The organism is Halalkalibacillus sediminis, assembly GCF_002844535.1.
GTDB lineage: Bacteria > Bacillota > Bacilli > Bacillales > Alkalibacillaceae > Halalkalibacillus_A > Halalkalibacillus_A sediminis.
Genome location: NZ_PJNH01000002.1, coordinates 330,418 through 355,472 on the forward strand (window position 1 = coordinate 330,418; position 25,055 = coordinate 355,472).

Genomic DNA, 25,055 nt, shown 5'->3' on the forward strand with positions numbered 1-25,055 from the left:
TCATAAAAACTAGAGGTGATAGAACATGTTCGAACGAATACGAAATAAGTTTAGAAAACGTAATGAAATAGGTAAACAAGATATTTATACTGCTAAAGAAGAAGCGGATCAATTAAGTGAGGCAGAAATTCATGAGCATCAGAAACATTACTCTTCCTCTGACTTATGGGAAAAAGTTCAAAACGTAGCGAAAAAAGCTGGATCCAATGTGATTTATGCAGTACTTCTTTTATATTACACCCTCCAGAATAGAGACATACCGAAAAGACTCAAAATGACCATTTACGGTGCTCTTGGTTATTTCATCTTACCATTTGACTTGATTCCGGACTGGCTTGTGGGGGTTGGTTATGTCGATGACTTGAGTGTATTGGTATATGCCATTGGCCAACTCGTGCAATATATAGATGAGGATATTAAAATCATGGCCAAGCAGAAGCTTACCACTTGGTTCGGTGAAGATGTGGATACAAAGCTGGTGGATGACAATCTGTAGAAGGTTAATCCTGTGGGGAAACCTGCAGGATTTTTGTTTTGGATAAAAAATATCGATATTTAAGAATGTCACTATTTCAAAAATAAATTGGATGTGTTAATAAGAATAACAAGTACAGTTAGGTAGAGGGGTGAGACCACTGTGATTAATTTTCAAAGGGTGAACTCAATATGCAACGCCCATACACTTGTAAGGCTTGAGGATGGCCAATACGCAATGGTGAAAAATATACATACTGCTTCAAAAGTTGAAGAATTGGTTGAGTGAAAATTTTTAAGTATAATAATAAATGAAATAAGAGGAGTCTCGCATAGGTTGCTATCCAGTGCGAGATTTTTTAATTGCTTACTCCAGTTAAATTCAGTAGAGTAAGAGCAACATACATAGAAACTTGGTGGAGTATTATGATTAAAATTTACGGTCTTTTACTAATAGTCATGTTGATGTGGGGGTTGAATGTATCTGCACTGAAAGTACTGGTGGATGCAATCGACCCGATTTTGCTGACCTCAGTAAGAGTTTTTACTGCGGGTGTAGCGGTGTTAATCCTTTGTGCATTCATGGGAATCTTCCGTTTGCCTATGAAGCATGAGTGGCTTATTATATTTTATCTATCAATATTCAATGTTATTTTGCACCATACATTCATTGCAGTAGGTTTGGAGAGGACTTCAGGTGTAAATGCAGCATTGATTCTAGGATTGATGCCATTGGTTACAGTAGTGATGGCACTGATCATACTAAGGCAACGAGTGACCGTTGTGCGTGTAATTGGTTTCATTCTTGGTTTCGTAGGGGTTGCAATTACGACGCTAACTGGAGCAGAAGGGCTAGCAGGTGTTTCATTGGGTGACTTGATTGTATTTCTAGGTGTTGTCGTACAGGGATTCAGCTTCGTTTTAATCAGCAAGTTGAAGCCAACCTTCGATCCAAGGTTGATTACGGGGTACTTATTGGTCTTTGGATCACTATTCATTTTTGGTTTAAGTATGATTTTAGGTTCAGAACTGAAAGAAATCAATCAATTGTTTGATTGGAAACTGGGATCTGTGTTCCTATTCAGTGCAATTTTAGCCACTGCTTTTGGTCATATGACATATAATTTCGCGATTAAGAAAGTCGGCCCTGCTGAATCGGCCATTTTCATCAATCTGAATACGTTGTTTGCGATTATTGGTGCTTCGGTGTTTTTGAATGAAGTAATCACAATTTATCATTTTGCAGGATTCGTAATGATTCTAAGTGGTGTATTTATCGGAACAGGTGCATTGGAACATTTGATTAGGCAGCGAAAGGCTAGCTAGATTCACTATGTTTAACATTCATCTAAATCAGGAAAACTCATTGTACATCCTTTATTTAGGTGGTGACATTTATGAGTAAAGAAGATAAGAACAAAAAGGATCTTAAAAATAAAGATACTGAAGAGAATCAGCGCAAAAGTGCCTTTGACGAGAAGCGGACCGAGCTTCATAAGTTCAAGGACGAGCAGTTGGTAGACGATATTCCAATGGAAGATTTAGAGATTGAGGAAAAGAATACGAAAGATAAAACTAATAGTCAGAGTACTTCACAGACAGAAGAGAAGTATCGTAAAGCTGGTAAAGATAAGAAATAAGGAACAGAGTAGCCCCTAGGTCGAGATGTAAATTGCGCCGGGGGTTTTTTGTGTGGAAAAGAAAAGTTGGCTAATAAGGTTTAATTTCTACATATTTATCTGTTCCTACAATTTCCTCGATTCTCTTTTCGAATGTTTCAAGTTTCATTCGATGATTTTTTCGGTCGAATTTCACGGTATCGCCTAAGTAATGATCCATTTTTTTCTCAGTACCATCCTCGAAGATAATCTCGGTGATGCAACTCGGTAGATCTAAAGCGAAAATCATTTCAGTCTCATATTCGAAGTTTTTAAAGTTGAATCCTTCAATCAATTCAACTAAGTGCTTGACCTTTTCCTCGCTGATTGTCCATTGATGCTCTCCCATCTTCTCAACACCGTACCCACCATTGTAGTGAACTCTCCCATCTGGAAAGACCTCAATGTCATATGTTGGACCTGATCCGTCTCCCTCTGTTCTTGATAATTTGATCTTTTTAAACAAAGTACATCTCTCCTTGTTTTACTTTTAGATAGATTACCAGGATTTGTAGAAGATGTCATGTTTATAGCCCATCAAAGTATTTTGCTTTGATTATAAAAGTAAGATTATCTTCTTAAACAGCATGGATTATTTCCAATATATAGTTTAAAATGGAAATTATGATTCAAACAGAAAAGGATGTCGTTTAATGACTTATCGTAATCGATTGTTCAGTTTGTTTACGTCGATGGATGACGAAATCTTTCGGATCCAAAAAGCTGAACAGATAGAAAAAATGTGGCGGGTTCCGCTACTACTGATTGTAGCAACTGTAGTTTTATACATATGGATGTCTTACCTTGGAATGGGAACAAACATAGTTTCACCGAATATTACAGCGTTTTCGGTACAAGAATTTGAGGCGAGCAAGTTTTGGTTTATTGCCGGACGTGGGTTGTTTGCAATATTACTTGCAATACTCATTTTGTTCTTATCGAGTTTTTGGTTCTACATATGGATGGATGTTGGTTATAGAAAACTGATTATCATGCAACAGGTTGTGCTATTGGTCATGCTGTTGGAGCGGGTGTTATGGATTCCGCTAGCTTTGTACATAGGACTTGATTGGTATGTTTCTCCGTGGTCTTTCGGAATCATAGCTTCATATTTTACTAGCATGGAGTGGGTGATTGTTTTCTTCGGTACGATTACTCTTTTCCAGGTATGGATCATTTGGTTTCAAATTAAATTTTTATCTAAGGTTACAACGATGAAGATGTACTTGATCTGGATCGTTGTGATGATGTTGCACTTATTTGGATGGGTATGCGTCACGTTGATTTCTTATTTTGATGGAATTTTGATTAATGGGTGGTTTGGCTAATGAGAAAAAGATGGATGATGGTCATTGCCGTTTTGGTTGTTGGGATTAATTCGTTGCTGTTATTTTTTGATACTGAAGGAAAAGTGGACCGCATTTCTTACGTAAATGAATGGGTTCATGCCGAAGAGGCCGATATGGCTGAGAAGTTATATAAGTTTGGCGTGCTTGATGCCGTTGAAGATAACCATGTGTATTACAACGAAAGCTTGGGGGAATTCCAAGAGTTTTTGATAGATGAAGGAGAGGAAGTATCCGCGGGTGACCCTTTATTTACATATAATGTGGCAGATTTTTATGAAACGTTCAATACGTTAAATAGTGACTCACAACGGTTAGATGGAGAGATTGATGCGATTGAAGATGCGATCACTGAAATGGAACGATACCGTGTGCCGGATTCAGGAGGGGTCTCTAACTCAACATTCTCCTTAGATGAAGAAGGTTTAGAGATTGATTTAGCTGAATCGACGACAGAAGCAGAATTTATGAGAGAACAATATTTAATTGAAAAAGAGAAAGAGTTAGCACAAAAGGAAGCTCAATTGTCGAGTGTGGAAAGCCAGTTAAGTGAGCTTGAAAACACTGGGGACACAATTACTGTGGAAAGTTCATACGATGGCATTGTAAAAAATGTATCTTATGATTTAGGTGCGCCTTTAGTGACGATTGAGAGTTCTGAACTTGAAGTAGTCGGGGAGCTGACTGAAGAAGAACGTACTCGGGTCGAAGAAGGTATGGACGTTGAAATGACCTTGGGTGAGCAGGATGTTCTCGTTGAAGGAACGATCGTTTTCTTAAGTAAGACGCCTAAGGAAAATTCAATAGACGAAGAGCGTGTCTATCCATTCGCGATATCTGTCGATGGAGAAGAACTGGGAGAAAATGAAATGCTTGCTGGCTATCATTCGAACATGACAATCACATTGTTAGACTCACCTGAAACCGTTGTTTTGCATGAAGATGTAGTATTCATGAACCGTGTGTGGAAAATGAATGAAGAGGGACTTATGATTCAAAAACCGATTGATCGTGGTATTAAGATGCAAGAGCTCGTGGAAATTGCTGAAGGAATAGAAGTCGGTGATATCATTGCTAAGAGCCCTGAAGATGAATTTCGAGATGAAGCTCCTTTCATCACAAAGCTACAAAGTGATGACCTTACACGTGATGCAATTAAGGATGAGCGAAGCAATTGGAAGGAATTTCTCGTAACTGGTTTGATTTCAAGATAATTATTTTTAAAAAGATAACCTGTCACTCTATGGACTTTAAAAAGTTGATAGTGTGGCAGGTTTTTTTATTGGTAGGAATTCTCCTAAAATCGATTCATCGAGCTTTATACTTATGAAGAATATCTTTTAAACTCTGACAGGTTCGTTCAAATGCTGTGGTCTACCTAATATGTAGCCTTGCCCGTAATCGATACCCCATGCCTTTGTGAGTGCTAATCTTTTCGGACTGCTTATGCCCTCTATGATCAGCTTGATGCCTTGTATATGGCAGTAATGTTTCAGTAGATTGAGAAATAAATATTTTTTCTCATCAAAATGCTCTCCCTCTAAGAAAAATTTATCTATTTTTATGAAGTGAGCTTTACACTCAATCAATTTTTTTATATCAAGAGCTCCTATTCCAATGTTATCTAATGAAATTAGCACTCCGCTTCTCCTCAATTGATCAAGAGCATTTGTGAATTCAGAGAAGTTCTCGATTTGTTCAGTTTCATTAATTTCGCATACTATTTTTAATGATAAGGTTGATAATTTAGTGATTTCTTCAATGAAGTCTTTTGTGGTTAGAGTAGAGGGGTGTATGTTGATGAATAAATAGACTTCATGATTACTCGACTTCGAATAAGTGTGGGCGGCTCGAGTAAATGATGAGGTTGCGAGTCGGTTTAATAACTGGATTTGTTCAGCTTGTTCAAATATTTCAATAGTTTCAAGGTCATGGTTTGTTCGCAAAAGGGCCTCGTAACCGATGATTTTCCAGTTATTTAAATCGTATATGGGTTGATAGCAGTGATAGAAATCACCTTTTTCGATCAGTTGTTTGATCAATGTTGTTTTCACCTCCTTTGCTTTGCATGAATGTTTTTCCGAGTTCAAATACTTGTAGGACTTTTCGACTAAATGTAGAATCTATTTTCTTATTATCTACATTGTGTTGATTGAATTCAATATTTAATAAACATTCTGAATTTATAGTAATATCTTACATTAAAATGTCAAGGAATACTATACTTAAAAACAAAATTAATTTAATTGTAATCTATGTCTTCTCCCTCATAGGTTTATCCTTGCTTCAAACTAGGAATGAAATAGAATATGCTCAGTTTGGAGGGAAAAAGGAAATGAAAGATACAGAAATATATTTGAAAAATACCTATGAAGAATCCCGGGAAACGTTCCGAGGACATTTAGATAAAATCAAAGAGAATTGGCCTGAAGCGGAACTTTTCGCCGAGTCTATCGCTGAGGGATCTGATTATACGATTGATACGATTTACGCGGATGCTACTGAGGAGAACGAGCAGGTCATATTTTTTTCAACAGGCTTACATGGCATTGAAGGTTATGCTGGAGCTGCGATGGTCCATCTTTTCGTAGAAGAATATATGGATAAAGTCGACCCCGAAACTACTGGGATTTGTTTCGTGCACGCGATTAATCCGTGGGGGATGAAGAATTTGCGTAGGGTTAATGAAAATAACGTTGATTTGAATAGGAACTGTTTCTACAAGCCTTTAGATGTTCCACGAGACATCAATGTGAATTATTCGGAAGAACGAAATGTCTTTTTGCCGAATGGTCAATTGAAGGATGTTAAAAAAGAAAAGCAGGAATTGTACGAACAGCTGAGCAAAGGTGCCCTTGATGAAGGTTATAGTGGATTAAAGAGTGCTAAGGGCATGGGCCAGTTCGAGTTCGAAAAAGGTGTGTATTTCGGTGGGAATGGTGATGAACCATCTACTGAATTCGTGAAAAAGATGCAGCGAAAGTTATTGGAATCATTCCGACGTGTGATCCATATGGACTGGCACACAGCTCTCGGGCCGACCAATGAAATTACGATGTTGAATTCTGAAGTCGATTCACGCAGTGGCGAAGAGTTGAGCGAGAAGTACGGATTAGAAAATATCAGTAAGTTCTCGCCTGAAGATGTAAAGGGTGATTCGACTAATCACTTCAATGAGTTGAAGCGGGAAGAGTTTCCGGACAGATATTTAGTTTCAGCATTATTCGAATTTGGCACATTCGGAACGGATAAAATGGCTGAATTGCGTGAGTTTACGACGATTATATTGGAGAATCAATTGTACTGGGAAGGTGCTGAAAAGGAAGATGATCGCCAGTGGGTTCTGAAGGAATTCGAGAATATGTTTTATCCTGATGATGAAGAATGGCGTGAGTCTGTATTGAAGGAAGGTCGCCTCGGGATCGAAAAAATATTAGGTGAAGAGAAGGTTATTTAAAATATGCCTGTCACGGTTAATTTGCTCTAAGTATAAGTATGGAGCAAGTTTAATTGGTGGCAGGCCTTTTATGTGTATGTGTAAATTGAAAGGTAATTTTAATTTCGTAGAAGTTTAATTGGACGATTATTGTATTTAACTTGGAGATTGATCCTCATCATCCTCCAAGGCATCTAAATACTCATCTAAATCATCGGAAGAGTGAAAGGATGGACCTTTTTTTGCCTCCTCGACCATAATGTTTAATGCATTTGGGATTTGAGCTTTTATTTCTTCGAATTTGGTTATTAATTGTTTGCCTTCATAACCTTGTTCCACTAAATCTCTCAAAATGTCAGTGGAAAAGTCTACTTGTTCATATTCAGCTTTTCTAACGATAATCTCCTTGCCATTAAACTCAATGGTCACTTCATCAGTAATTCCGGAAGCATCATAAAAATCTTTAGGGATAGTAATTTGCCGCTGCTTCGAGACGCGAACACGTTTAAATTCTTGACTCACAGTTACACTTCCTTTCTAAGAAATATCTACTGCTAAAGGACTATAAATTCTTCGCAATATATCTCCTGAACACTTCCTCCGACATATACGTCGGTTCAAACCCGAAATCTTCTTTCAACCTCGTATTATCCAACACTGGTCGGTATCTCAGAAAGTTGACTTGCTCTTCACCGTATTGGGTAAGACCGAGTCTTTTTAAAAAGAACAGTGCACCCGCGATTACTCCTGCTGGGATACGGATCACGCGTTTGTTCAATATTTCACCCATCTGATCGATTGTCAGCGCACCATCCCCTGCGACATTGAATATGCCGGTCGTTTTTCCTTCAATTCCTCGAATAATGCACGCCACGACATCTTGATCCCATATGAAAACGAACGGACTGTTTGATCCGCTGATTCCAAGTAACCTTTTCTTTTCAAATAGTGAGGTGATCTGGTTATTGACGTTTTCGCCTAAAATTGTCCCGATGCGGAAGATCACTTGCTCTAGTTCAGGTTGTTCATGACGATAATCTTCTAGTAGTTCTTCTACCAACCTCTTGTGATGAGAGTAGGCGAATTCTTCATTTCCTCTCACGGGATGTGTTTCATCTATCCACTCTGGGTTATCAGCGTGATATCCGTATGCGGCTCCGCTGGATGTGACGACGATTCGATTAACATCACTTTCTACACATGCTTTCAATACATTTTCAGTTCCACCTACATCGACCGAGTATTCGAATTCACGGTTACTCTTTTTGCCTGGTGTCACGATCGTTGCGAGGTGAACAACGGTATCGATCGTATATTTTTTCATTAGTTCAGCGATTTCAGGTGAGCGGACGTCCATCTTTTCATAAAAGATATGGTCTTCCAGGGCAAAATTAGGTTCATCCCGGATATCAGTTGCAACAATTGTATGTGGCTCATCCATTGAGCGATTTCGTTCTATCAATTGTTGGACGAGCTGGCTCCCGATATAACCAATCGCTCCAGTGATTAAGATGTTCATGCTTGTTGACCTCCTTCTTTAGGGACTCTGCGCGACCAGAATCCGGCAAGTGTCAGCCCTGCGATGATATGCCAGATCGACCACCAGGCAGCGACGATCGCCATGCCTCCGAGTCCGCCGAAAAAGTTGAAGACTAGAATCAAACCGAGTCCTGAATTCTGGATGCCGATTTCGATGGCGATTGCCCGACGGTCTATTTCCGGGAGACCGAAAGTGCGTGCTGAAAAATAGCCGATACAGATGGCTAGTAGGTTATGCAAAAATACAGCAATGACGACCATGCCGACGAAATCGATAAAATAGGTAAAATTCGATGCTAGTGCACCAATGACAAACAGGATAAAGAAGGCGATAGAAAATTGCTTCATATGTTTACTTGCTTTGCGTGACCACTCGGGTTTGCTGTGATTGATGTACATTCCGAGCGTGAGTGGGATCCCAAGCAAGATAAAAATCGCAAACAGCATGTCTAGCGGGCTAATCGTGAATGATCTGAGCAACTCGTTCGTTGGACCATATAGTGAACCCCAAAATATCGTGTTCAAAGGTGTCAGGAAAATCGCGAACGCCGTTGATACTGCGGACATACTAATCGAGAGTGAAGTCCGCCCTTTTGCTAAATGAGTCAGGAAGTTAGATAGATTTCCACCTGGACAAGCAGCCACTAGAAACATGCCGAGAGCGATGCTCGGTCTAGGGTCTAGAATCGTGACTAAAACAAACGTCAGTGCTGGTAATAATAAAAATTGTGCAGTCAATCCGATGATAAATGATTTGGGTGTTTTGAGTGTTCGTTTGAAATCTTTTGGTGTCAGGTCTAGCGCGACTCCGAACATGATAAATCCGATTAAAATGTTCATAACCAGAGTCGTCGTTTCATTGAAGTTGAGTTGTACCTGATCGATTCCCATGGCTATTTACCTTTTGGCTCTGCGTGCATGTCTTTGAAATATTTCAGTCCTGGGGCCCACATGTGTTTGACTGGATCGACATCAACATGAATCACGGCACATTTTCCTGTTTCGAGTGATCGTTCGACTGCTTTTCGTAATTCAGACGGGTCACTCACGCGCTCGCCGTGTGCGCCCATGCTTTCTGCCAGTTTATCAAACTCGATTTCTCCTAGATCTGAGTTGATGTTCTCGTGCTCATCGAGTGATTTTTTCACTACGGTTTTGACCGGTCTTAGTGAGAAGTTCTGGTTCATTTTCACCATACCCCACTGCTTGTCGCATACGACTAGGTAAATCACCTGCATATTGTTGCGGACGGCTGTTTCGATTTCCTGTGGGTGAAAGCCTGCTGCCCCGTCGCCGATAATGCAGCATACGGGTTTCTCTGGTTTTGCAGCTGCTGCTCCGAGTGCTTGCGCCATTCCTGCGCCGAGCATACCAAATTTGAAAGTAGACAAAAGCGTACATGGTGTATTGATTTCTGAATAGAAATTCGCCCAGATTGCCGTGTTCCCGCCGTCTGCGACAATCGGTGAATCGATCGGAAAGAGTTCATTGCATACGGAAGCGACATGCGCTGGATTCATCGGCACATCCATGTCATCAAGCTTTTGGTTCAGTTTTGCGCGGTGTTTCTCTTTTTCTACCACAAATTTCTCAATCGTCGTTTTTCGTTGTTCGAGCTCGATTTCATCTTTTCGTTTAACCAAATGCTCATACAATTTCGTTAAAAATTTCTTGATATCTGCTTGTACCGCGAGCGAAACCGGCTTGTTAGCTCCCAGAATCGACGGGTCTAAATCAACTTGGACCACTTCTTGAGAGGAATTCCAATACGGCGCTTTCCCCCACCAATCGGTTTCACCTAGCCTTGAACCTAGTACGAGCACGAGATCTGCTTCATTACGGATTTTATTGTTCACTTCGATGTGTACCATCGGCATGTTGAGGTGATTGCTTTCACGCATAGCACCGCGTCCTGCCCAGCTTGTCGTGACCATTGATTGGAGGAGGTTTGCGACCATCTCCAATTCTTCATACGCCTGAGCGTGTATAACTCCACTACCTGCATGGATTATCGGGAATTTGGCCTTTAGTAGCATGTCCGCCGCGTGTGCAACTTGTTTTTCCGAAGGGTCGGGGTTGTCGGTAATCCGGTATTGATGCGGTTCTTGAAAAGCAAAGTTGCCTTTGAATTTCCCGTTCATGATATTCTCTGGAATGTCGATATGTACGACGCCTGGTCGACCTTCATAGCATTTTCGAAGCGCCATGCGCATCAGTTCAGGAATACGGTCCACAGATGGAACAGCTTCACTCCATTTGGCGAATTGCGAAATCGTACCCGTTTGGTCGAAGCACTGATACGTACCACCGCGGTCGGGATACATAATGCCTGTCCGTCTCGAGCTTGTGACGACGAGTACTCGGTTGCCTTCTGCTTGTTCGACGACGAGGCCGGGTAGGATATTGGCCACACCTGGTCCGTTACTTGCCATGCAGACGCCGAGATTGCCAGTGAGTCTTGCGTATGCCCCAGCCATATGAGCTGCACTTGTTTCATGGCGGGGGGTGATCAAGTCTATATTTTCTTTTTGTAATTTAGAATAGAATCCGAAATAGGTTCCGTCGATGATTCCGAAGAGCTTTTGTATCTTTTCTTTTGCTAGCATTTTTGCGACGATTTCTCCGCCAGTCATTTCTGCCATGTAATCACTCCTGTTTTTAGTTAAGTTTTTCAAGTAATTTTCGATAGATCTTTTCAACATCTGTGGCTTCAGGAACTTTTCGGTTCGTCTCGATGCCATTGCCTGATAGTGCATCCTGGACCATTTGTGGAATCTGTTGTTCGAGTTCATTGTGTTGAAAATACAATTTTCCGTGTTGATAGATGCCAAAAGTTTCGTTTAAGTGCTCGATGAAGTGTAAAACATCTTCAGGTTGGTCGCCTACTTTTAATACGTTGGCTAATTGAGCATAACGATCTCCTGCGAAAGGGAGTCCATATTCGATGACGAACGGGAGCACCATTGCGACGCTCAACCCGTGCGGAATATTGAACCTTGCTCCTAATGGTCGGGCTGCGGCATGCGCTAAATTCGTTGAAGAATTGGAAAAAGCGATGCCTGCACTACTGCTGCCGATCAACATATTTTCACGAGCACACAGGTTGTCCGGTTCTTGATAAGCGACGGGAAGATATTTTCCAATCAGTTGTATAGCTTGGAGCGCAAAGTGGTCCGTCATTGCTGTCGCACGTGTGGACAAATAAGCTTCTATCGCATGAGTGAGTGCATCCATTCCAGTAAATGCGGTGACGTGTGCAGGTAAGTTTGTTGTTAAAGTAGGATCAAGTATTGCTACATCTGGGATGAGCCTTGGATGGGCTGGATTAAATTTCACTTTCGTATCCTTGTCAGTAATAACGGTGATTTTAGTCACTTCAGAGCCTGTCCCTGCTGTGGTCGGAACTGAGATTAGATGTAGTCGGTTGAATGTATGTAGGTTCGGTATTTCCTGAATAGGAATGGATGTATTTTTTGCTTGGAATGCGACTGCTTTTGCAAGATCTAGTGCGCTTCCGCCCCCGATCCCAACGACCGTGTCCGCCCGCGACATAAGTGCCTTTTGCGCTGCCGAATCTAAATGGTCTGAGTTCGGTTCTCCGTGATACTCGCTGAACAAGGTGATCGAGTATATTCTTTTCAAAGCACGAATTTGCCTTTCTAACTGTGGGTTAGCATCCAAGGCGTTAGAGCTGACGATCATGAAGATGTTCGTGGTGCCGAGTGCAGTGGCGGCTTCTGCTAATTGGTCAAAGCTTCCGGCGCCTGAGTGAATCGTGTTGGGGAAGTGCAGACTGCTCGTCAAATCGTTCACCTACCTTAAAATATATGTGTATTTTCTAGTAATTAATTCCTATTATATAGAAGATTTATAGGAAACAAAAGGTGTTTTCAAAAAATTTAAAATATTGTGATGAGTGTTCGTTTATAATTGTTGATTAGTTACTTAATTTTGGAAATTACTTTAATAAAAACAATGATTTAGTATAAAAATCTTCTAATTATTGCTGAATTTTTATAGAATGGAGGTAGGAAGTCAGAAGGGGGTGGAGGAGTTATGTACTGTAATAAGTGTGGGGAGAAGCAGTTCGAAGGTGCGACATTTTGTCACTCGTGTGGGAGTAGGTTGCCTGATGGTGAAACGAATACTCAGAGAAACTACGCGGATGATCAACGTGTGGAAGAGAGCTCGAAGTATGAACCTTGGGAGCTGTTCACTCAAAAGAGAAGTGATTATTACATAGATAAATGGTTTAAAAAAGGTGTTGCTGAGAACAAAACTAGTTGGAACTGGCCGGCATTTTTCTTAGGGATTTTCTGGCTAGGTTACCGGAAGATGTACGAGATGATCTTCGCTATTTTAGGCATTTGGTTAGCGCTTGATTTCTTTGCTTATGCGACAGGGATTTATACGACCGGGTTCGACTATTTAGTTGCGATTATTTCTTATGTCTTATTTGGAATTTATGGAAATTACTTTTATTATATGAGAGCCGAGAAAAAGTTGGAAGCGGCGAAAGATTTGGATGGTAGTTATAATCGCCAACAGTTGAAGACGAGTGGCGGCACGAGTGGTTTAGGAGTGCTGGCTGCGCTTAGTTTGTTGGTCGTTTACGCGGTTATCTCAACTGCGCTATATGATTGGATTTTATTGATGTAGAAACGGAAGCGTCTGGTCCTTGTTGTGAAATTCACCCTATAAAGTAGACACTTTGAAAATGTCTGCTTTATAGGGTTTTTTATTATATAACAAAATGTTTAAAAATGGTATTTTATTTTACAAGACCAAAGCCCATAGTGACGCACTTCTCTCGTTTTGAATTTGTGACTTTTATGTAAAAAATAATAAATATATTGAAAAATAAACCAAATATATTATAATTATTGTAAATATACATAATAATTTTTATAAATATTATAGTCACAATTATTTGTTTTGTGAATTTAGACAGGCATAACAACTCAAATTAGTAATCATAAAATTATAATCGTTGATTGAATTTGGTAGCCGGGATCGAATCTGAAATTTGTCACTCAGTTGTGAAATGCATGTTTTCATTGTACAGATAAACAATTTTTCAAAATGAGGGAGAAGTTTTTAATGAAGTGGGTAAAAGAGATGAAAAATGTTTTCTATCAAACAAAAAAGGAGAATCTCGTTAAACAGAACCAAAAGAGTTTTGAAGAAAATCATCTTATCATTCGGTCACTAGTACATAATTATAAAGATGCTGCTTGTTATTTTGACTATAAAGGTGATGTACTAATTTACAATACTAAAATATCTGAAATGATAGGTTTGAATTATGAAGATGGAGCTGTTCTTCAACAGATGTTTACACATTTGTACAAACACTTTGACCCTGAAGTATCTATGGATTGTTCACCTCAACTCGCTGAGGATATTATGACTCACCAAAACGGGAATTGTTTTCCGATTAACATTGTTCACACCCCCCTATTTTTTGATGGGAAAATGGTAGGGACGTTTTGTTCGGTTAGCCCTAAGATGGAAATTATTAATGAATCAGAAAATCCTAAAAATAATTTGAAGAGGGAATATCAAAATTACTTGAACAGACTTGGTGTTGCATTGTTTTCTGTTAATACTGCTGGGAAGTATATGGAATATATCACAGATGCCATTGAAGATATCTATGAAATATCCAAGGACGAGGTAACAATTGACACGTGGCAAAGAATCACACATCCAGATGACTATGAAGAGGTTCAAATGCGTTTTTCCAAGCTCTTAAAGGGAGAGACTTTTACTCATAATTTTAGAATAATGACCTTAAATGGAAATTATAAATGGATAAAAGCAAAAGCGATTGCTGTTAAAAGTGAAGAGGGCCAAGTAACAAGTGTCATCGGGACCATAGAAGACTATACGGAGATCATGGAGCTACAGAAAAAATTAGAAAGAAGAGCATACACAGATGTATTAACTCAACTACCTAATAGATTCTCTGGACGAGAGTATATTAAGCACTTGATTGAGGATTATTCTGCAAAAAATAAAACCTTTGCTCTAATTCTTTTGAACTTAGATGGTTTTAATCGTGTGAATGAAGTCTTTGGTCATGATATTGGGGATGAGACTCTCAAACGAATTGCTAACAAAGTTAATAATGCTATTAAAGATCGTGGTTATTTGTGTCGAGTTTCAGGGGACGAATACTTAGTGGTCATGCATGAACAGGTAAACATAAATGGATATTATCAGTCTGCAAAGGACCTACTGCAACAAATCGAAGAACCTCTAAATATTAATGACTACAATATTCACCTCACAGCTAGTATAGGTGTTAGTATTTTTCCTACAGATGGTGGTAATAATGAAACATTAACCAATAGAGCTAGTAAGGCATTAAGATGTGCTAAGCAACTTGGTATAGGGGAGGTACAATTGTTCTCATCATCCATGAACATTGAAACGTTAAAATCCTTTCAAATAGAAAATGATTTAAGAAATGCAATAGAAAATAATGAATTTTATTTGGAGTATCAACCTATCATAGATGTTTACACTCAAAAGGCTGTTGGGGCTGAAGCCTTGATCCGTTGGAAACATCCGGTGTGGGGTAAAATATCGCCGGGTGAATTCATACCAATAGCAGAAAATAGTCCTATCATACAAGATATTAGTGAATTCGTTATTAAGGAAGTCTACAGACAGACAGCTGAATGGATGAAAGAAGGAGTCAAATTTAATCATATATCTTTTAATCTATCACCTAAAAACTTTTTAAAAAATAACCTTTTCAATATCATCAAAACAAATGTTGAGAAATATAATATTCCCCAGGACGTAATGAAAATTGAAATTACCGAAGGGTTGTTATTAAGAGAAACAAATGTAGTTCGTGATCAGATAGAGAAATTAAAAGCTATAGGGGTTAATATTGCATTGGATGATTATGGTGTGGGTTACTCCTCAATCAACTATCTTAAACAATATCCAATTGATACTTTGAAAATAGACAAATCTTTTATTCGTCACATAGAAGAAGAAAGTGTGGATTCAGTAGTAGTTCAGTCTATCATCGACCTTGCTAAAGGTTTGGGTAGAAAGGTAGTAGCAGAAGGTGTTGAAAACCGTGTTCAATTCGATATGTTAAAGAAAATGCGATGTGATTTTATTCAAGGTTACTTGTTTGGTAAACCAGTATCGGAAAATAAAATGAAAGAAATATTTAATTTGGAAAAGGTTCACCCAACAGTAACTAACAATCAAGTATCTGTTGAACGGCGCAAATACTTTCGTGTAAATCTCCCTTACCCCTTAAGAGCTGAAATGACCATATTGTCTATAAATCAAAAGAAGGTAACGTTAGGAGAAACAGAGACGCTAATACAAGATATTGGGTTAGGAGGTCTAAAGTTCATAAGCCATCTGCAACTCATGCCAGAGGCAGAAATTTTGTATGAGTTTAAAACCACTCTTTTAGAAAATCCTCTTACTTTACATGGGAAAGTGGTTTGGCGGGGCGAAAGAGCGCAAGAAATTTTTGAATATGGTGTTGAATTTTCTATAGATGAATATGAACGAGACCATTTAGCTACAATTTTGAATAAGCTAAGCACAAAGTTAAGAACTAATCCAGAATTCATCGATGATCAATTCATTAAGCAACAAGCAATTTCATATATTAGGAATCAGCATTTTAAAGATATGTAAAACTTATAGGTCTAAAGCGAACGAGGGTAGCTTTCGAGTTTATATAAGAACTAATTTCACGAGATTAGTAATTTAATTTACTTTTTTATAAAAAGTGGCCCGATAAACAATGAAAGTAACACAATACATAATAATAAATTCCAAAAATTAGACCGAGTACATAGGAACAATGGCACAATCAACACAAAAAAAAGCAAGGCTGTCGCATACTTTCGACAGCCTTCCTAAGTTAAAGCACAAAATATAACCCAACGATAATCAAGTAAAAAATCATCCACAAAACCAGTGCATACAACCCATTCAACTTCAATCCGATCTTAACCGAATTGCTGTTTACTAAGCTTGCGATCATGAGATTCGTCGCTGAGAATGGAGACGCCATGACAGTGACCATCCAACTGCTTAGTAAGCCGAGACTCAAGACTAAGTGATCGCCTTCGAATATCGGTGTAGAGCTTAATGTGATCGCCATCGCAGTAATGGTGATAATGGGATGGATACCCACAAATGATAGTGCATTGATGACGATCGCGAGAATTGGAATCAGCACTAGTACGTGGGTGATTCCGCTCGCTTGCAACGAATAGATAATCCATTCGCTCGCGCCAGCGTTCAGGATCGCAACCCCGAAACAACCCGCCGCTATGAATAGTGACAACTCATTCCCCATTTTAGGAAGTCTATTTTGAGTGTAGCCAAGAAGTTCTTTTCCAAAAGATTGAATCGATTGATAGAATAGTGACCAGCCCGTCGAGATGATGATTGCGATGACCGGTATGATTGTGATGACAGATAGGTCGACGTTGTACTCGATTGTCATCGTCACAGCCGTCATAGATACGATAATGATGACTAGCTCTATGAGTTTCCGCTGAGCTTTTTTTATTGGGATTGCATCTGTCTGATTCTCCGTGATTTCAATCGGATGATTCAAACGCCCTTCCATCACAACACCAAGCAATAACCCGATGATCGCCATCGAGATACCAAATGGAAACAACTGGATCCAGGTGACATCGAAATAAGATAATATGAGAGCGAGTGAAATGAAATACGGTGACCACATGAACGACAAGGAAAATCCTCTATTCATCGCTTTCAGACGCGTCTTTTCATAAGATTCTAAGGAAGGTGTGTTCGTCAATTGATACATAATCGGAATGGTACCTAAGTTCACAACCGAACCAACACCCATCAGTGTCATTTTCAAATATAGATAGAGTTTTCGTGATGTCTTGATGTAGTGGTTGAAGATCGTTTCCATATAGTCTAAGTATTTTCCCGACTGGATCGGTAATGATAGAAGCGGTACGAAAATGAAGATGGCTAACAGTCCTACATTGGACCTTAAACCCTCACCAACCGCAGACCAGCTCCCGTTTTGGAAAAAGAGAATGGCTGATAATATCAACAAGGTGCTGATCAGAATTCTCGGGACCTTTCCGAGGTATGGTACAAAAGATAATATCGTCGTCGCCGCAAACACACTGACCAAAACCGGCAGAAAAGGATGATCAACGAATTGCGACAATAAATATGTAAAGCCCATTAACAAGGTGGACAGTGGGCGAAAGATGACTGGTTTCATATGGGGTGACTCCTTCTAAGAAAATCGATATGACTATTATTATAGGGATTTGACTATGGAATGTCACATAGTTGGAATATTTCTTTTCTATCATAATTGGTGGTTAAAAACGATATAGATTAGATATAAGTGCTATTTGTTTAAGAAGGTTCGACAATGACAAAGGTATGAAAAAATATGGCTTCGCTATTAGAACTAGGAGAAAAGCCAAGTCTTTCACAAAAAGGTGGGATAGTTAATGGATGCACGTGGTTTCAGAAATTGTATGGGGCATTTTGCGACTGGTGTAACGGTGGTTACGTGTGAAACGGACGAAGGGAGACATGGATTTACTGTGAATTCGTTCACTTCGGTTTCACTGGATCCTCCGTTGGTTTTGGTGTCTGTGGACCGGAATACAAAAGCTTATCAGAAGCTTCAAGATAATCATTTCATCGTAAATGTGTTGACTGCTGAACAAAAAGATACAGCGCTTCATTTTGCAGGTAAACCTCAAGAAGAATATCCATTTGAATGGGACAAGGGTGATTTAGGACCAAGGATCAAAGATTCTTTGGCTTATATTGAGTGTTCCCCATGGGCAACCTACGACGGTGGGGATCATGTTTTATTTATTGGTGAAGTAAAAAATTTCGAGTACAACTCTGGGGAACCGCTTGGCTATTATTGTGGGAAGTTTTCTCAAGTGATCCCTGAATAGAGCAATTGGATGTTTGATTTTAATTTAAAAGATAGATGTTACATGAGGGCGCATGATTGTGCGCTCTTTTTTTATGCTCAACTAGAACTCTATGAGAATTCTATAGAAGGATAACTATGTTTGTAGTCTATTTTTTATATGGTGTACATACATATAAAACATACAGGGATGTAAGCAACTTCATCTTACTGGAACAGGAATTTGAAGGAGGAATAGGTTTGAGTAGAGCTAGGAATAAGAAACGACCGTTAACGGGTGAAGAGTATTTAGAGAGTTTAAAAGATGGACGAGAAATCTGGATTCATGGTGAAAAGGTGGACGACGTAACGACGCATCCAGCTTTCCGGAACTCTGCAAGATCGATCGCACGTTTATACGATGCGTTACATGATGAAGAGACAAAGGGCATTTTGACACAAGAAACTGATACAGGAAATGGTGGATTCACTCAGCGGTATTTCCGCTATGCCACTAGTTCTGATGACTTGATCAAAGACCGCGATGCAATCGCAGAATGGGCAAAATTAACTTACGGACAAATGGGGCGCTCGCCTGATTACAAGGCAGCATTTTTAGCGACATTAGGTGCTGATCCTGATTACTACGCACCTTATGAAGATAACGCGAGATTCTGGTACAAGGAAGCGCAGGAAAAGAACTGGTTCTTCAACCATGCGATCATCAATCCGCCAGTTGACCGGAACAAACCGACAGAAGCGGTAGACGATATATTCGTGCGCGCGGTTGGTGAAACGGATGAAGGAGTCATCGTCAGTGGTGCGAAGATGGTTGCGACAGGCTCTGCGCTTACCAACTATAACTTCGTTGCACATTATGGTGCTGCTCCAATCACATCTGAGGAGATGGCGTTAGTGTTCGTCGCTCCAATGGACACGCCAGGGGTCAAGTTAGTTTCGAGACAATCCTACGAGATGAGCGCTGCAGTGATGGGAAGTCCGTTCGATTACCCATTAAGCAGTCGTTTTGATGAGAATGACGCAGTACTAGTTTTCGAAGAGGCCGTGATTCCTTGGGAAAATATTTTAATATATAAAGATATTGAAAAAGCGAATTCGTTCTTCCCTGAAAGTGGATTCTTGAATCGATTCACGTTCCACGGGGTGACTCGTTTGGCGGTCAAACTAGATTTTGTTTCGGGACTGTTGATGAAAGCAGTGAAAACGAACGGAACAGATCAATTCCGCGGTGTTCAGGCGAATGTTGGAGAAGTCTTGGCATGGAAGAATATGTTCTGGTCGCTCAGTGATTCGATGGCGATGAATCCTCATCCAGGAAAAAATGGTGTCATGTTGCCGAATCTAAATTATGGATTGGCCTACCGCGTATTTATGGCAGAAGGTTGGCCACGCGTCAAAGAGATTATTGAAAATGTCGTTGCTGGTAACTTGATTGTACAGCCGTCGAGTGCGCTTGATTTCAAGAATCCAGAATTGAGAGGAACGATCGATAAGTTGTATCGCGGGTCGAATGATATCGAATCTTTAGAAAAGATCAAGCTGATCAAGCTGTTATGGGATGTCGTCGGCTCAGAATATGGTGGAAGACACGAACTGTATGAACGTAATTACTCAGGCAACCACGAAAATATCCGTTTGGAGAATGTGATTACGGAGGAAATGTCTGGTCAAGCGGAAGCGAATATTCAGTTCGCAGAAGCATGTATGGCAGATTATGACTTGGATGGTTGGGTCAATGATACGTGGATCAACAACGATGATGTCAGCTTCTTTCAGATTTTTAATAAAGAAAAAACGATTAAATAAAGATTAAACACGAATTTAGGAGGATGGTTATGTCTGAAACAATTACGAAACAAAAGCGAGTAGCGGCAATTTTTGAAAGTTTTAATAAGCATTTAAAGAATTTTTTAGAGGAAACGAAACCAAATCACGAAGAGTACACAGAATTCGTGAAATGGGCTGATCGACTAGGAAAAACAGGTGAACTTCCATTATTCATGGATGTATTCATTGAAACACATGTCCTACGGTCGATGTACTCAGATAAGCCAGGTACAGAACCTTCTTTACTCGGGCCTTTCTATCTTGAGGATGCGCCTGTATTGGAGAAACCTTATAAACTGCCAATGCGTGACAATGAAAAAGGAGAAAAATTGATCTTCTCTGGTACTGTACGAAACATCGATGGAGAACCTTTAGCCAACACGTTAGTCGATATGTGGCACGACGATGCTGATGGAGAATACTCGGCATTTGGTGCTGATGCGCCAGACTATAATCTACGCGGAAGATTTTATACCGACGAAAATGGCTATTTCGAAGTAGAATCGATTGTTCCGATTCCTTATCAGATCCCAACCCAAGGGGCGACTGGGGAGTTTTTAGAAATCATGGGTCAGCATCCATATCGCCCAGCACATCTTCACATTATGTTCGAGCAAGAGGGCTACGAAACGTTGATTACTCAAGTATTTTTTGAAGGTGACGAATGGCTAGAGTCCGATGTGGCTGATGGAGTTCGATCTTCCTTACTGACGAAGTTACACGACAACGGAGATCATAAATCTGCTTCGCTCGATTTCGTCATGCGTAACAAGTAATTAGTGAACCAATAAAGGGGAGGTGGCTTAGCAATACAATAGCACCTTCCTTTTATTTATTTAGGGGTGAAATAGATGAAAAAGTATGTGATTCAGTCGCTCCAGACAGAAATTGTAGATGTACCGATCAAGCGTCCGCATCAGTTCTCGGTTACGAAAGTATCTTCGAAGAGTTTTGTGATTTTGAAGATGGAGTTGAATGATGGTCTGATCGGAATCGGGGAAGGCACAACGCCGGGAATTTGGTGGAATGGTGAAAGTGTCGAAACGATGCAACTCGTGATCGATCAGTATCTATCACCTTTAATTACTGGAAAAGACCCTCGTGATATAGAAGCTATTCTTCAGTTGATGGACCGACATGTAAGAGGTAATTCCTTTGCCAAAGCGACTGTGGAAATGGCGTTATACGATTTAGTTGGAAAAATATATGACGTTCCTATCTATCAGTTGCTCGGGGGCAAGTGCAGGGAGGTTCTTCCGGTTCGCTGGGCATTAGCCTCAGGAAGTGTGGATGGAGATATTTCCGAAGCAGAAGGATTGGTGGAAAAAAATGAATACACGAATTTCAAAATAAAAGCTGGTAAAGAAGATCCGGCAGCGGACGCTGAACGGACAGTGGAAATTGCGAAAGGTTTAGCTGGAACGACTACAATCGGGGTCGATCCGAATGGTTCATGGAATCGTCTGGTTACAAAGCGTTGGATGGAAGAGTTCTGGGAATCCAACGTCGATTTCCTGGAACAGCCTTTGCCACCTGAAGATTATGAAGGTTTATCGCAACTGGTAGCGATGAAACGAGTGCCAGTGATGGTGGATGAAAGTCTGGGATCATTATCTGACGCGACGAGAATTATTCGAGAAGGGGCAGCAGATATTTTTTCCCTTAAAATTCATAAGCTCGGTGGACTTCGGAATACGAAAGCAGTTGCCAATATTGCCGAAGGAGCGGGAATTCCTTGTTTTGGCGGGACGTCCCTTGAGAGCTCGATTGGGACTGCTGCCTGTCTTCATGTTTATAGTACGGTGAAAAATTTGGATTATGGAACGGAACTGTTTGGGCCGGACTGGTTGGCAGATGACCTCGTTATAAATCCATTGAAGTCGATGAATGGAGAGATGCAGGTGCCTGAGGGTCCCGGATTAGGTGTGGAACTGGATGAAGAAAAGGTTGAGAAATACCGACGGAGGTGAAAGGGATGCAGCATATGGAGGCGCCAGAACTAAATTTTTTATTCGATATGGAGCTTGAAGTCGAAGCTCCTCATTTGCCAGGAAAGACTCCTGTTGGGAATCGAAGAGTCATCAGAGTAAGTGGTGGATATTTTCAGGGAAAAGAATTGAAAGGGGAAGTCGTGCCTGGTGGAGATGACTGGATTACCGTCCGTGAAGACGGCACGATTATACAGGATGTAAGGATTCTATTAAAAACCGATGATGGTGAGTTGATCATGATGACTTATCGCGGTATTCGAACAGGTCCTAAAGAAGTGTTGGAGCGGTTGGACCGAAATGAAAAGGTGGATTTAGACGAGTATTATTTCAGTACGCAACCGATCTTCGAGACAAGTTCTGAAAAATATTCGTGGCTGAATAATCGACTGTTTGTATCACGAGGCGTCCGGCTTGAAGGGAAAGTGAATTATTCAATCTATAGTGTGGGATAGAGGTGAAGCGGATGGAATACGATGTTCAGCTCAAAAATGATCGTCTGCTGCATGTGAACGATTCCGGTGGTGAGGGCTTAGCGGTTATAGGTGTACATGGGCTTACAGGGAACCATAAGCAGTTACAATTTTTTTATGAAGCTATCGGTGAAAATTACCGGATGATCACATATGACCTGCTTGGGCGTGGGCTTAGTAGTGAAGCGGGTGAGGAATCTAGTATCGGTGATCATGCGAGAGATTTAATCGATTTAATAGAAACGTTGAAGTTGGAAAAAGTGGTTCTGTTAGGTTATTCAATCGGTGCGTTCATCTGTAGTCAAGCAGCTTCGCAATCGGATAATGTTGAAGCGTTGATTCTATTAGACGGAGCGGGGGTTCCTGATAAAGGGCAGAAGGATATGATTTTACCGTCTTTAAGTAGAGTTGAGAAAAGATATTCGTCGCCTGAAGATTATATCGAGCAGACGAGAGAAGCTTACGAGAAGATTGGTATTGAATGGACTAGCCATCATGAAACGATTGCAAGATATGAGATTCAAGAGGTGAAAGGTGGTTGGATACACCGATCGAAAGCTGATGTTTTGAAAAGTGATTTTGATAGCTTTTTCACTTTTGATCATCAAAAGGTTTTCGAGAACATCTTTTGTCCGACTCTATTGATCATTGCCACAGGAAAGATGAACGGGCAACGACCTCTATTTTTAAAAGAATCTTTCAATATATTGGAGGAGCTTATAGAAAATTTAAGAATTAAGCATACCAAGGCGAATCATCTAACCTTGGTGTTTAATAAACAAACTGAAGTTAATGAAAGTGTTATGACATTTCTCCGAGAAGTAAGAAAAGGAGGGCAGTAATGACAAAATTAATTGATGCAAGTGAAGCGGTATCGAAAGTGAAGTCGGGGGACCGGATTATGGTCGGAGGATTCGGATTAATCGGATCACCCCTCACTTTGATTGATGAATTGACGAAAAGAGAAGTAAAAGACTTAACTGTGATCAGCAATAATGTCGGAGAAGCGGGTAAGGGCCTGGGGTTGCTTTTAGACCAAGGAAAATTGAAAAAAGCGATCGGTTCTTATTTTACAAGCAACCGAGAAGTAGCCAAGTGGTATAACGAAGGAAAATTGGAACTTGAATTGTTACCACAAGGAACGTTCTCTGAAGCCATTCGAGCTGGAGGAGCGGGAATTGGTGGTTTTTATACAAAAACGGCTGTTGGTACAGAACTAGCAAGTGGGAAAGAAACGAAAGATATTGACGGGGAAACTTATATTTTTGAAAAAGCGTTGAAGGCAGATGTAGCCTTTATCAGAGCGAGGAAAGCTGACCGAAAAGGGAACCTCGTATTTTACAAAACGGCCCGAAATTTCAATCCAATGATGGCTACGGCGGCAAAATATGTTGTGGTTGAAGTCGATGAAATAGTGGAAAACGGCGAGCTTTCACCAGAAGAAATTGTCACGCCACATTTATATGTGGATGCAATCGTCAAGAGTCAGTTAATTTTAACGAAAGATGGGGTGAGGGAAGTTGGGTGATTCCAAGGAATTGATTGCTAAACGAGCTTCAGAAGAGCTTGGACCTGATTCTATCGTGAATTTAGGGATTGGGATACCAACTCTCATACCGAATTATTTGGATGAAAACCAATGTGAACTTCATACGGAGAATGGATTGCTAGGAGTTACTTCTGTGGAGGATGAAGAGGTTGACCCTTTGAGAGTGAACGCTGGAAAACTACCTGTTGGCGAGAGTATAGGAGCTTCCTATTTTCATAGTGCTGATTCATTCGCGATGATTCGTGGCGGACATGTGGATGTGGCGATACTTGGAGCGTTGCAGGTAGATTCGAATGGCCATGTAGCGAATTGGGCCATTCCTGGTAAAGATATTATCGGGGTCGGTGGTGCGATGGATCTATTGGTTGGGGCGAAAAAAATCATCATCACGACTCAACATGTTTCTAAAGATGGGTCACATAAATTAGTAGATGAATGCAGTTACCCAATTACTTCGACGAGAGTTGCAGATATGATCATCACTGATTTAGCAGTCTTCGAATGGAAAGATGATGGGTATGAGTTGATTGAACTGATGGGTGATACGGAGCTTGATGAGGTAAGGGAGAAAACGTCATTTAAGTTCCAACTCGGCGAGGAATTACAAAGGAGTTTGTCGTTGTGAAAGAAGTTGTGCAAAGAAGCTCATAGATTTCCAATACAGTATGGTTACGATATGTATTGAAGTTGGACAAGGCCTATCTGTGGTAGTGGGAAATATATAATTAAAAACTATTAAAGGAAATGAATATATATTCATTTCCTTTTGTTTTGTCACACACAGTTTAATTAGGTATTTTTAATTATAATCTGATTTTT

General features: G+C 40.2%; 24 protein-coding genes. 16 read left to right on the forward strand and 8 right to left on the reverse strand.

What is annotated here, in order from left to right:
- The first annotated feature begins 25 nt into the window (after nt 1-25).
- The 3 genes from CEY16_RS07860 to CEY16_RS07870 all read left to right on the forward strand — a co-directional run bounded on the left by CEY16_RS07860 (nt 26) and on the right by CEY16_RS07870 (nt 2,114).
- Nucleotides 26-496 carry a YkvA family protein gene (locus CEY16_RS07860; RefSeq protein ID WP_101331443.1) on the forward strand — a complete coding sequence of 157 codons (471 nt, stop codon included), beginning with the start codon at nt 26-28 and terminating at the stop codon, nt 494-496.
- 404 nt (nt 497-900) lie between these two features.
- Complete coding sequence (locus CEY16_RS07865) at nt 901-1,800, forward strand: DMT family transporter (protein WP_101331444.1); 900 nt, start codon at nt 901-903, stop codon at nt 1,798-1,800.
- 71 nt (nt 1,801-1,871) lie between these two features.
- Entirely contained in the window at nt 1,872-2,114 is a 243-nt protein-coding gene (locus CEY16_RS07870) for a hypothetical protein (RefSeq protein WP_101331445.1), read from the forward strand.
- A 70-nt stretch (nt 2,115-2,184) separates the two neighbouring features.
- Here CEY16_RS07870 and CEY16_RS07875 read toward each other — a convergent pair whose 3' ends face one another.
- Complete coding sequence (locus tag CEY16_RS07875) at nt 2,185-2,598, reverse strand: DUF6438 domain-containing protein (protein ID WP_101331446.1); 414 nt, start codon at nt 2,596-2,598, stop codon at nt 2,185-2,187.
- Between the two features lie 187 nt (nt 2,599-2,785).
- On the opposite strand from CEY16_RS07875, the gene CEY16_RS07880 reads away from it, so the two are divergent.
- Together CEY16_RS07880 and CEY16_RS07885 are read left to right on the forward strand one after the other, a co-directional pair.
- Nucleotides 2,786-3,460, forward strand: coding sequence for a hypothetical protein (locus tag CEY16_RS07880; protein ID WP_101331447.1), 675 nt, complete (start codon nt 2,786-2,788; stop codon nt 3,458-3,460).
- A complete protein-coding gene (locus tag CEY16_RS07885) occupies nt 3,460-4,692 on the forward strand; it encodes an efflux RND transporter periplasmic adaptor subunit (protein WP_101331448.1) in 1,233 nt (410 codons plus the stop codon). Before CEY16_RS07880 ends, CEY16_RS07885 begins: the two co-directional genes overlap by 1 nt.
- Nucleotides 4,693-4,818: 126 nt before the next feature.
- On the opposite strand, the gene CEY16_RS07890 is transcribed toward CEY16_RS07885, so the two are convergent.
- Nucleotides 4,819-5,520, reverse strand: coding sequence for an EAL domain-containing protein (locus tag CEY16_RS07890; RefSeq protein WP_162297893.1), 702 nt, complete (start codon nt 5,518-5,520; stop codon nt 4,819-4,821).
- A gap of 293 nt (nt 5,521-5,813) precedes the next feature.
- On the opposite strand from CEY16_RS07890, the gene CEY16_RS07895 reads away from it, so the two are divergent.
- Nucleotides 5,814-6,935 carry a M14 family metallopeptidase gene (locus CEY16_RS07895; RefSeq protein ID WP_101331450.1) on the forward strand — a complete coding sequence of 374 codons (1,122 nt, stop codon included), beginning with the start codon at nt 5,814-5,816 and terminating at the stop codon, nt 6,933-6,935.
- 135 nt (nt 6,936-7,070) lie between these two features.
- Here the strand turns inward: CEY16_RS07895 and CEY16_RS07900 are convergent, their stop codons facing one another.
- From CEY16_RS07900 to CEY16_RS07920, 5 genes are read right to left on the reverse strand one after another with little or no spacing between them, the layout of a single operon-like run.
- On the reverse strand, nt 7,071-7,436 hold the full coding sequence (locus tag CEY16_RS07900) for an AbrB/MazE/SpoVT family DNA-binding domain-containing protein (RefSeq protein WP_101331451.1): 366 nt from the start codon (nt 7,434-7,436) through the stop codon (nt 7,071-7,073).
- 40 nt (nt 7,437-7,476) lie between these two features.
- Nucleotides 7,477-8,433, reverse strand: a complete 957-nt coding sequence (locus tag CEY16_RS07905; protein ID WP_101331452.1) for an SDR family oxidoreductase — start codon at nt 8,431-8,433, stop codon at nt 7,477-7,479.
- Nucleotides 8,430-9,344 (reverse strand): bile acid:sodium symporter family protein, encoded by a 915-nt coding sequence (locus CEY16_RS07910; RefSeq protein WP_101331453.1) that lies wholly within the window; start codon nt 9,342-9,344, stop codon nt 8,430-8,432. The genes CEY16_RS07905 and CEY16_RS07910 overlap by 4 nt, the downstream gene beginning before the upstream one ends.
- A gap of 2 nt (nt 9,345-9,346) precedes the next feature.
- The gene (locus CEY16_RS07915; RefSeq protein WP_238378797.1) at nt 9,347-11,194 is read right to left on the reverse strand and encodes a thiamine pyrophosphate-binding protein; all 1,848 of its coding nucleotides are present in this window, start codon (nt 11,192-11,194) and stop codon (nt 9,347-9,349) included.
- Nucleotides 11,112-12,266 carry an iron-containing alcohol dehydrogenase gene (locus tag CEY16_RS07920; protein WP_238378798.1) on the reverse strand — a complete coding sequence of 385 codons (1,155 nt, stop codon included), beginning with the start codon at nt 12,264-12,266 and terminating at the stop codon, nt 11,112-11,114. The genes CEY16_RS07915 and CEY16_RS07920 overlap by 83 nt, the downstream gene beginning before the upstream one ends.
- A gap of 243 nt (nt 12,267-12,509) precedes the next feature.
- Here CEY16_RS07920 and CEY16_RS07925 point away from each other — a divergent pair, with 243 nt between their 5' ends.
- Together CEY16_RS07925 and CEY16_RS07930 are read left to right on the forward strand one after the other, a co-directional pair.
- Complete coding sequence (locus CEY16_RS07925) at nt 12,510-13,112, forward strand: DUF2628 domain-containing protein (protein WP_101331456.1); 603 nt, start codon at nt 12,510-12,512, stop codon at nt 13,110-13,112.
- Nucleotides 13,113-13,553: 441 nt separating this feature from the next.
- Nucleotides 13,554-16,133 carry an EAL domain-containing protein gene (locus tag CEY16_RS07930; RefSeq protein WP_162297894.1) on the forward strand — a complete coding sequence of 860 codons (2,580 nt, stop codon included), beginning with the start codon at nt 13,554-13,556 and terminating at the stop codon, nt 16,131-16,133.
- 229 nt (nt 16,134-16,362) lie between these two features.
- Here the strand turns inward: CEY16_RS07930 and CEY16_RS07935 are convergent, their stop codons facing one another.
- Nucleotides 16,363-17,721 carry a hypothetical protein gene (locus tag CEY16_RS07935; RefSeq protein WP_101331458.1) on the reverse strand — a complete coding sequence of 453 codons (1,359 nt, stop codon included), beginning with the start codon at nt 17,719-17,721 and terminating at the stop codon, nt 16,363-16,365.
- Between the two features lie 238 nt (nt 17,722-17,959).
- Here CEY16_RS07935 and CEY16_RS07940 point away from each other — a divergent pair, with 238 nt between their 5' ends.
- From CEY16_RS07940 to CEY16_RS07975, 8 genes are all read left to right on the forward strand, one after another.
- Nucleotides 17,960-18,421 (forward strand): flavin reductase family protein, encoded by a 462-nt coding sequence (locus CEY16_RS07940; protein WP_101331459.1) that lies wholly within the window; start codon nt 17,960-17,962, stop codon nt 18,419-18,421.
- A 116-nt stretch (nt 18,422-18,537) separates the two neighbouring features.
- A complete protein-coding gene (locus tag CEY16_RS07945; protein WP_101331460.1) occupies nt 18,538-20,205 on the forward strand; it encodes a 4-hydroxyphenylacetate 3-hydroxylase N-terminal domain-containing protein in 1,668 nt (555 codons plus the stop codon).
- Between the two features lie 29 nt (nt 20,206-20,234).
- Nucleotides 20,235-21,002 carry a dioxygenase family protein gene (locus tag CEY16_RS07950; RefSeq protein ID WP_238378799.1) on the forward strand — a complete coding sequence of 256 codons (768 nt, stop codon included), beginning with the start codon at nt 20,235-20,237 and terminating at the stop codon, nt 21,000-21,002.
- A 75-nt stretch (nt 21,003-21,077) separates the two neighbouring features.
- Entirely contained in the window at nt 21,078-22,196 is a 1,119-nt protein-coding gene (locus CEY16_RS07955) for a muconate cycloisomerase family protein (RefSeq protein ID WP_101331462.1), read from the forward strand.
- A gap of 5 nt (nt 22,197-22,201) precedes the next feature.
- Nucleotides 22,202-22,669, forward strand: coding sequence for a DUF3237 domain-containing protein (locus CEY16_RS07960; protein WP_101331463.1), 468 nt, complete (start codon nt 22,202-22,204; stop codon nt 22,667-22,669).
- 11 nt (nt 22,670-22,680) lie between these two features.
- On the forward strand, nt 22,681-23,529 hold the full coding sequence (locus tag CEY16_RS07965) for an alpha/beta fold hydrolase (RefSeq protein WP_101331464.1): 849 nt from the start codon (nt 22,681-22,683) through the stop codon (nt 23,527-23,529).
- Nucleotides 23,529-24,215, forward strand: coding sequence for a CoA transferase subunit A (locus CEY16_RS07970; protein WP_101331465.1), 687 nt, complete (start codon nt 23,529-23,531; stop codon nt 24,213-24,215). The genes CEY16_RS07965 and CEY16_RS07970 overlap by 1 nt, the downstream gene beginning before the upstream one ends.
- Nucleotides 24,208-24,861: a 3-oxoacid CoA-transferase subunit B gene (locus CEY16_RS07975; protein WP_101331466.1), complete on the forward strand. Its 654-nt coding sequence runs from the start codon at nt 24,208-24,210 to the stop codon at nt 24,859-24,861. The genes CEY16_RS07970 and CEY16_RS07975 overlap by 8 nt, the downstream gene beginning before the upstream one ends.
- Nucleotides 24,862-25,055 lie beyond the last annotated feature (194 nt).

Excerpts from the sequence above, each read along its gene's own strand:
- CEY16_RS07930 (WP_162297894.1), top strand. The coding sequence starts at position 13,554 with ATGAAGTGGGTAAAAGAGATGAAAAATGTTTTCTATCAAACAAAAAAG.
- CEY16_RS07945 (WP_101331460.1), top strand. The coding sequence starts at position 18,538 with ATGTTTGTAGTCTATTTTTTATATGGTGTACATACATATAAAACATAC.
- CEY16_RS07960 (WP_101331463.1), top strand. The coding sequence starts at position 22,202 with ATGCAGCATATGGAGGCGCCAGAACTAAATTTTTTATTCGATATGGAG.
- CEY16_RS07950 (WP_238378799.1), top strand. The coding sequence starts at position 20,235 with ATGTCTGAAACAATTACGAAACAAAAGCGAGTAGCGGCAATTTTTGAA.
- CEY16_RS07880 (WP_101331447.1), top strand. The coding sequence starts at position 2,786 with ATGACTTATCGTAATCGATTGTTCAGTTTGTTTACGTCGATGGATGAC.
- CEY16_RS07940 (WP_101331459.1), top strand. The coding sequence starts at position 17,960 with ATGGATGCACGTGGTTTCAGAAATTGTATGGGGCATTTTGCGACTGGT.
- CEY16_RS07895 (WP_101331450.1), top strand. The coding sequence starts at position 5,814 with ATGAAAGATACAGAAATATATTTGAAAAATACCTATGAAGAATCCCGG.
- CEY16_RS07905 (WP_101331452.1), bottom strand. The coding sequence starts at position 8,433 with ATGAACATCTTAATCACTGGAGCGATTGGTTATATCGGGAGCCAGCTC.
- CEY16_RS07870 (WP_101331445.1), top strand. The coding sequence starts at position 1,872 with ATGAGTAAAGAAGATAAGAACAAAAAGGATCTTAAAAATAAAGATACT.
- CEY16_RS07955 (WP_101331462.1), top strand. The coding sequence starts at position 21,078 with ATGAAAAAGTATGTGATTCAGTCGCTCCAGACAGAAATTGTAGATGTA.
- CEY16_RS07860 (WP_101331443.1), top strand. The coding sequence starts at position 26 with ATGTTCGAACGAATACGAAATAAGTTTAGAAAACGTAATGAAATAGGT.
- CEY16_RS07935 (WP_101331458.1), bottom strand. The coding sequence starts at position 17,721 with ATGAAACCAGTCATCTTTCGCCCACTGTCCACCTTGTTAATGGGCTTT.
- CEY16_RS07865 (WP_101331444.1), top strand. The coding sequence starts at position 901 with ATGATTAAAATTTACGGTCTTTTACTAATAGTCATGTTGATGTGGGGG.
- CEY16_RS07910 (WP_101331453.1), bottom strand. The coding sequence starts at position 9,344 with ATGGGAATCGATCAGGTACAACTCAACTTCAATGAAACGACGACTCTG.
- CEY16_RS07965 (WP_101331464.1), top strand. The coding sequence starts at position 22,681 with ATGGAATACGATGTTCAGCTCAAAAATGATCGTCTGCTGCATGTGAAC.
- CEY16_RS07915 (WP_238378797.1), bottom strand. The coding sequence starts at position 11,194 with ATGGCATCGAGACGAACCGAAAAGTTCCTGAAGCCACAGATGTTGAAA.
- CEY16_RS07970 (WP_101331465.1), top strand. The coding sequence starts at position 23,529 with ATGACAAAATTAATTGATGCAAGTGAAGCGGTATCGAAAGTGAAGTCG.
- CEY16_RS07885 (WP_101331448.1), top strand. The coding sequence starts at position 3,460 with ATGAGAAAAAGATGGATGATGGTCATTGCCGTTTTGGTTGTTGGGATT.
- CEY16_RS07925 (WP_101331456.1), top strand. The coding sequence starts at position 12,510 with ATGTACTGTAATAAGTGTGGGGAGAAGCAGTTCGAAGGTGCGACATTT.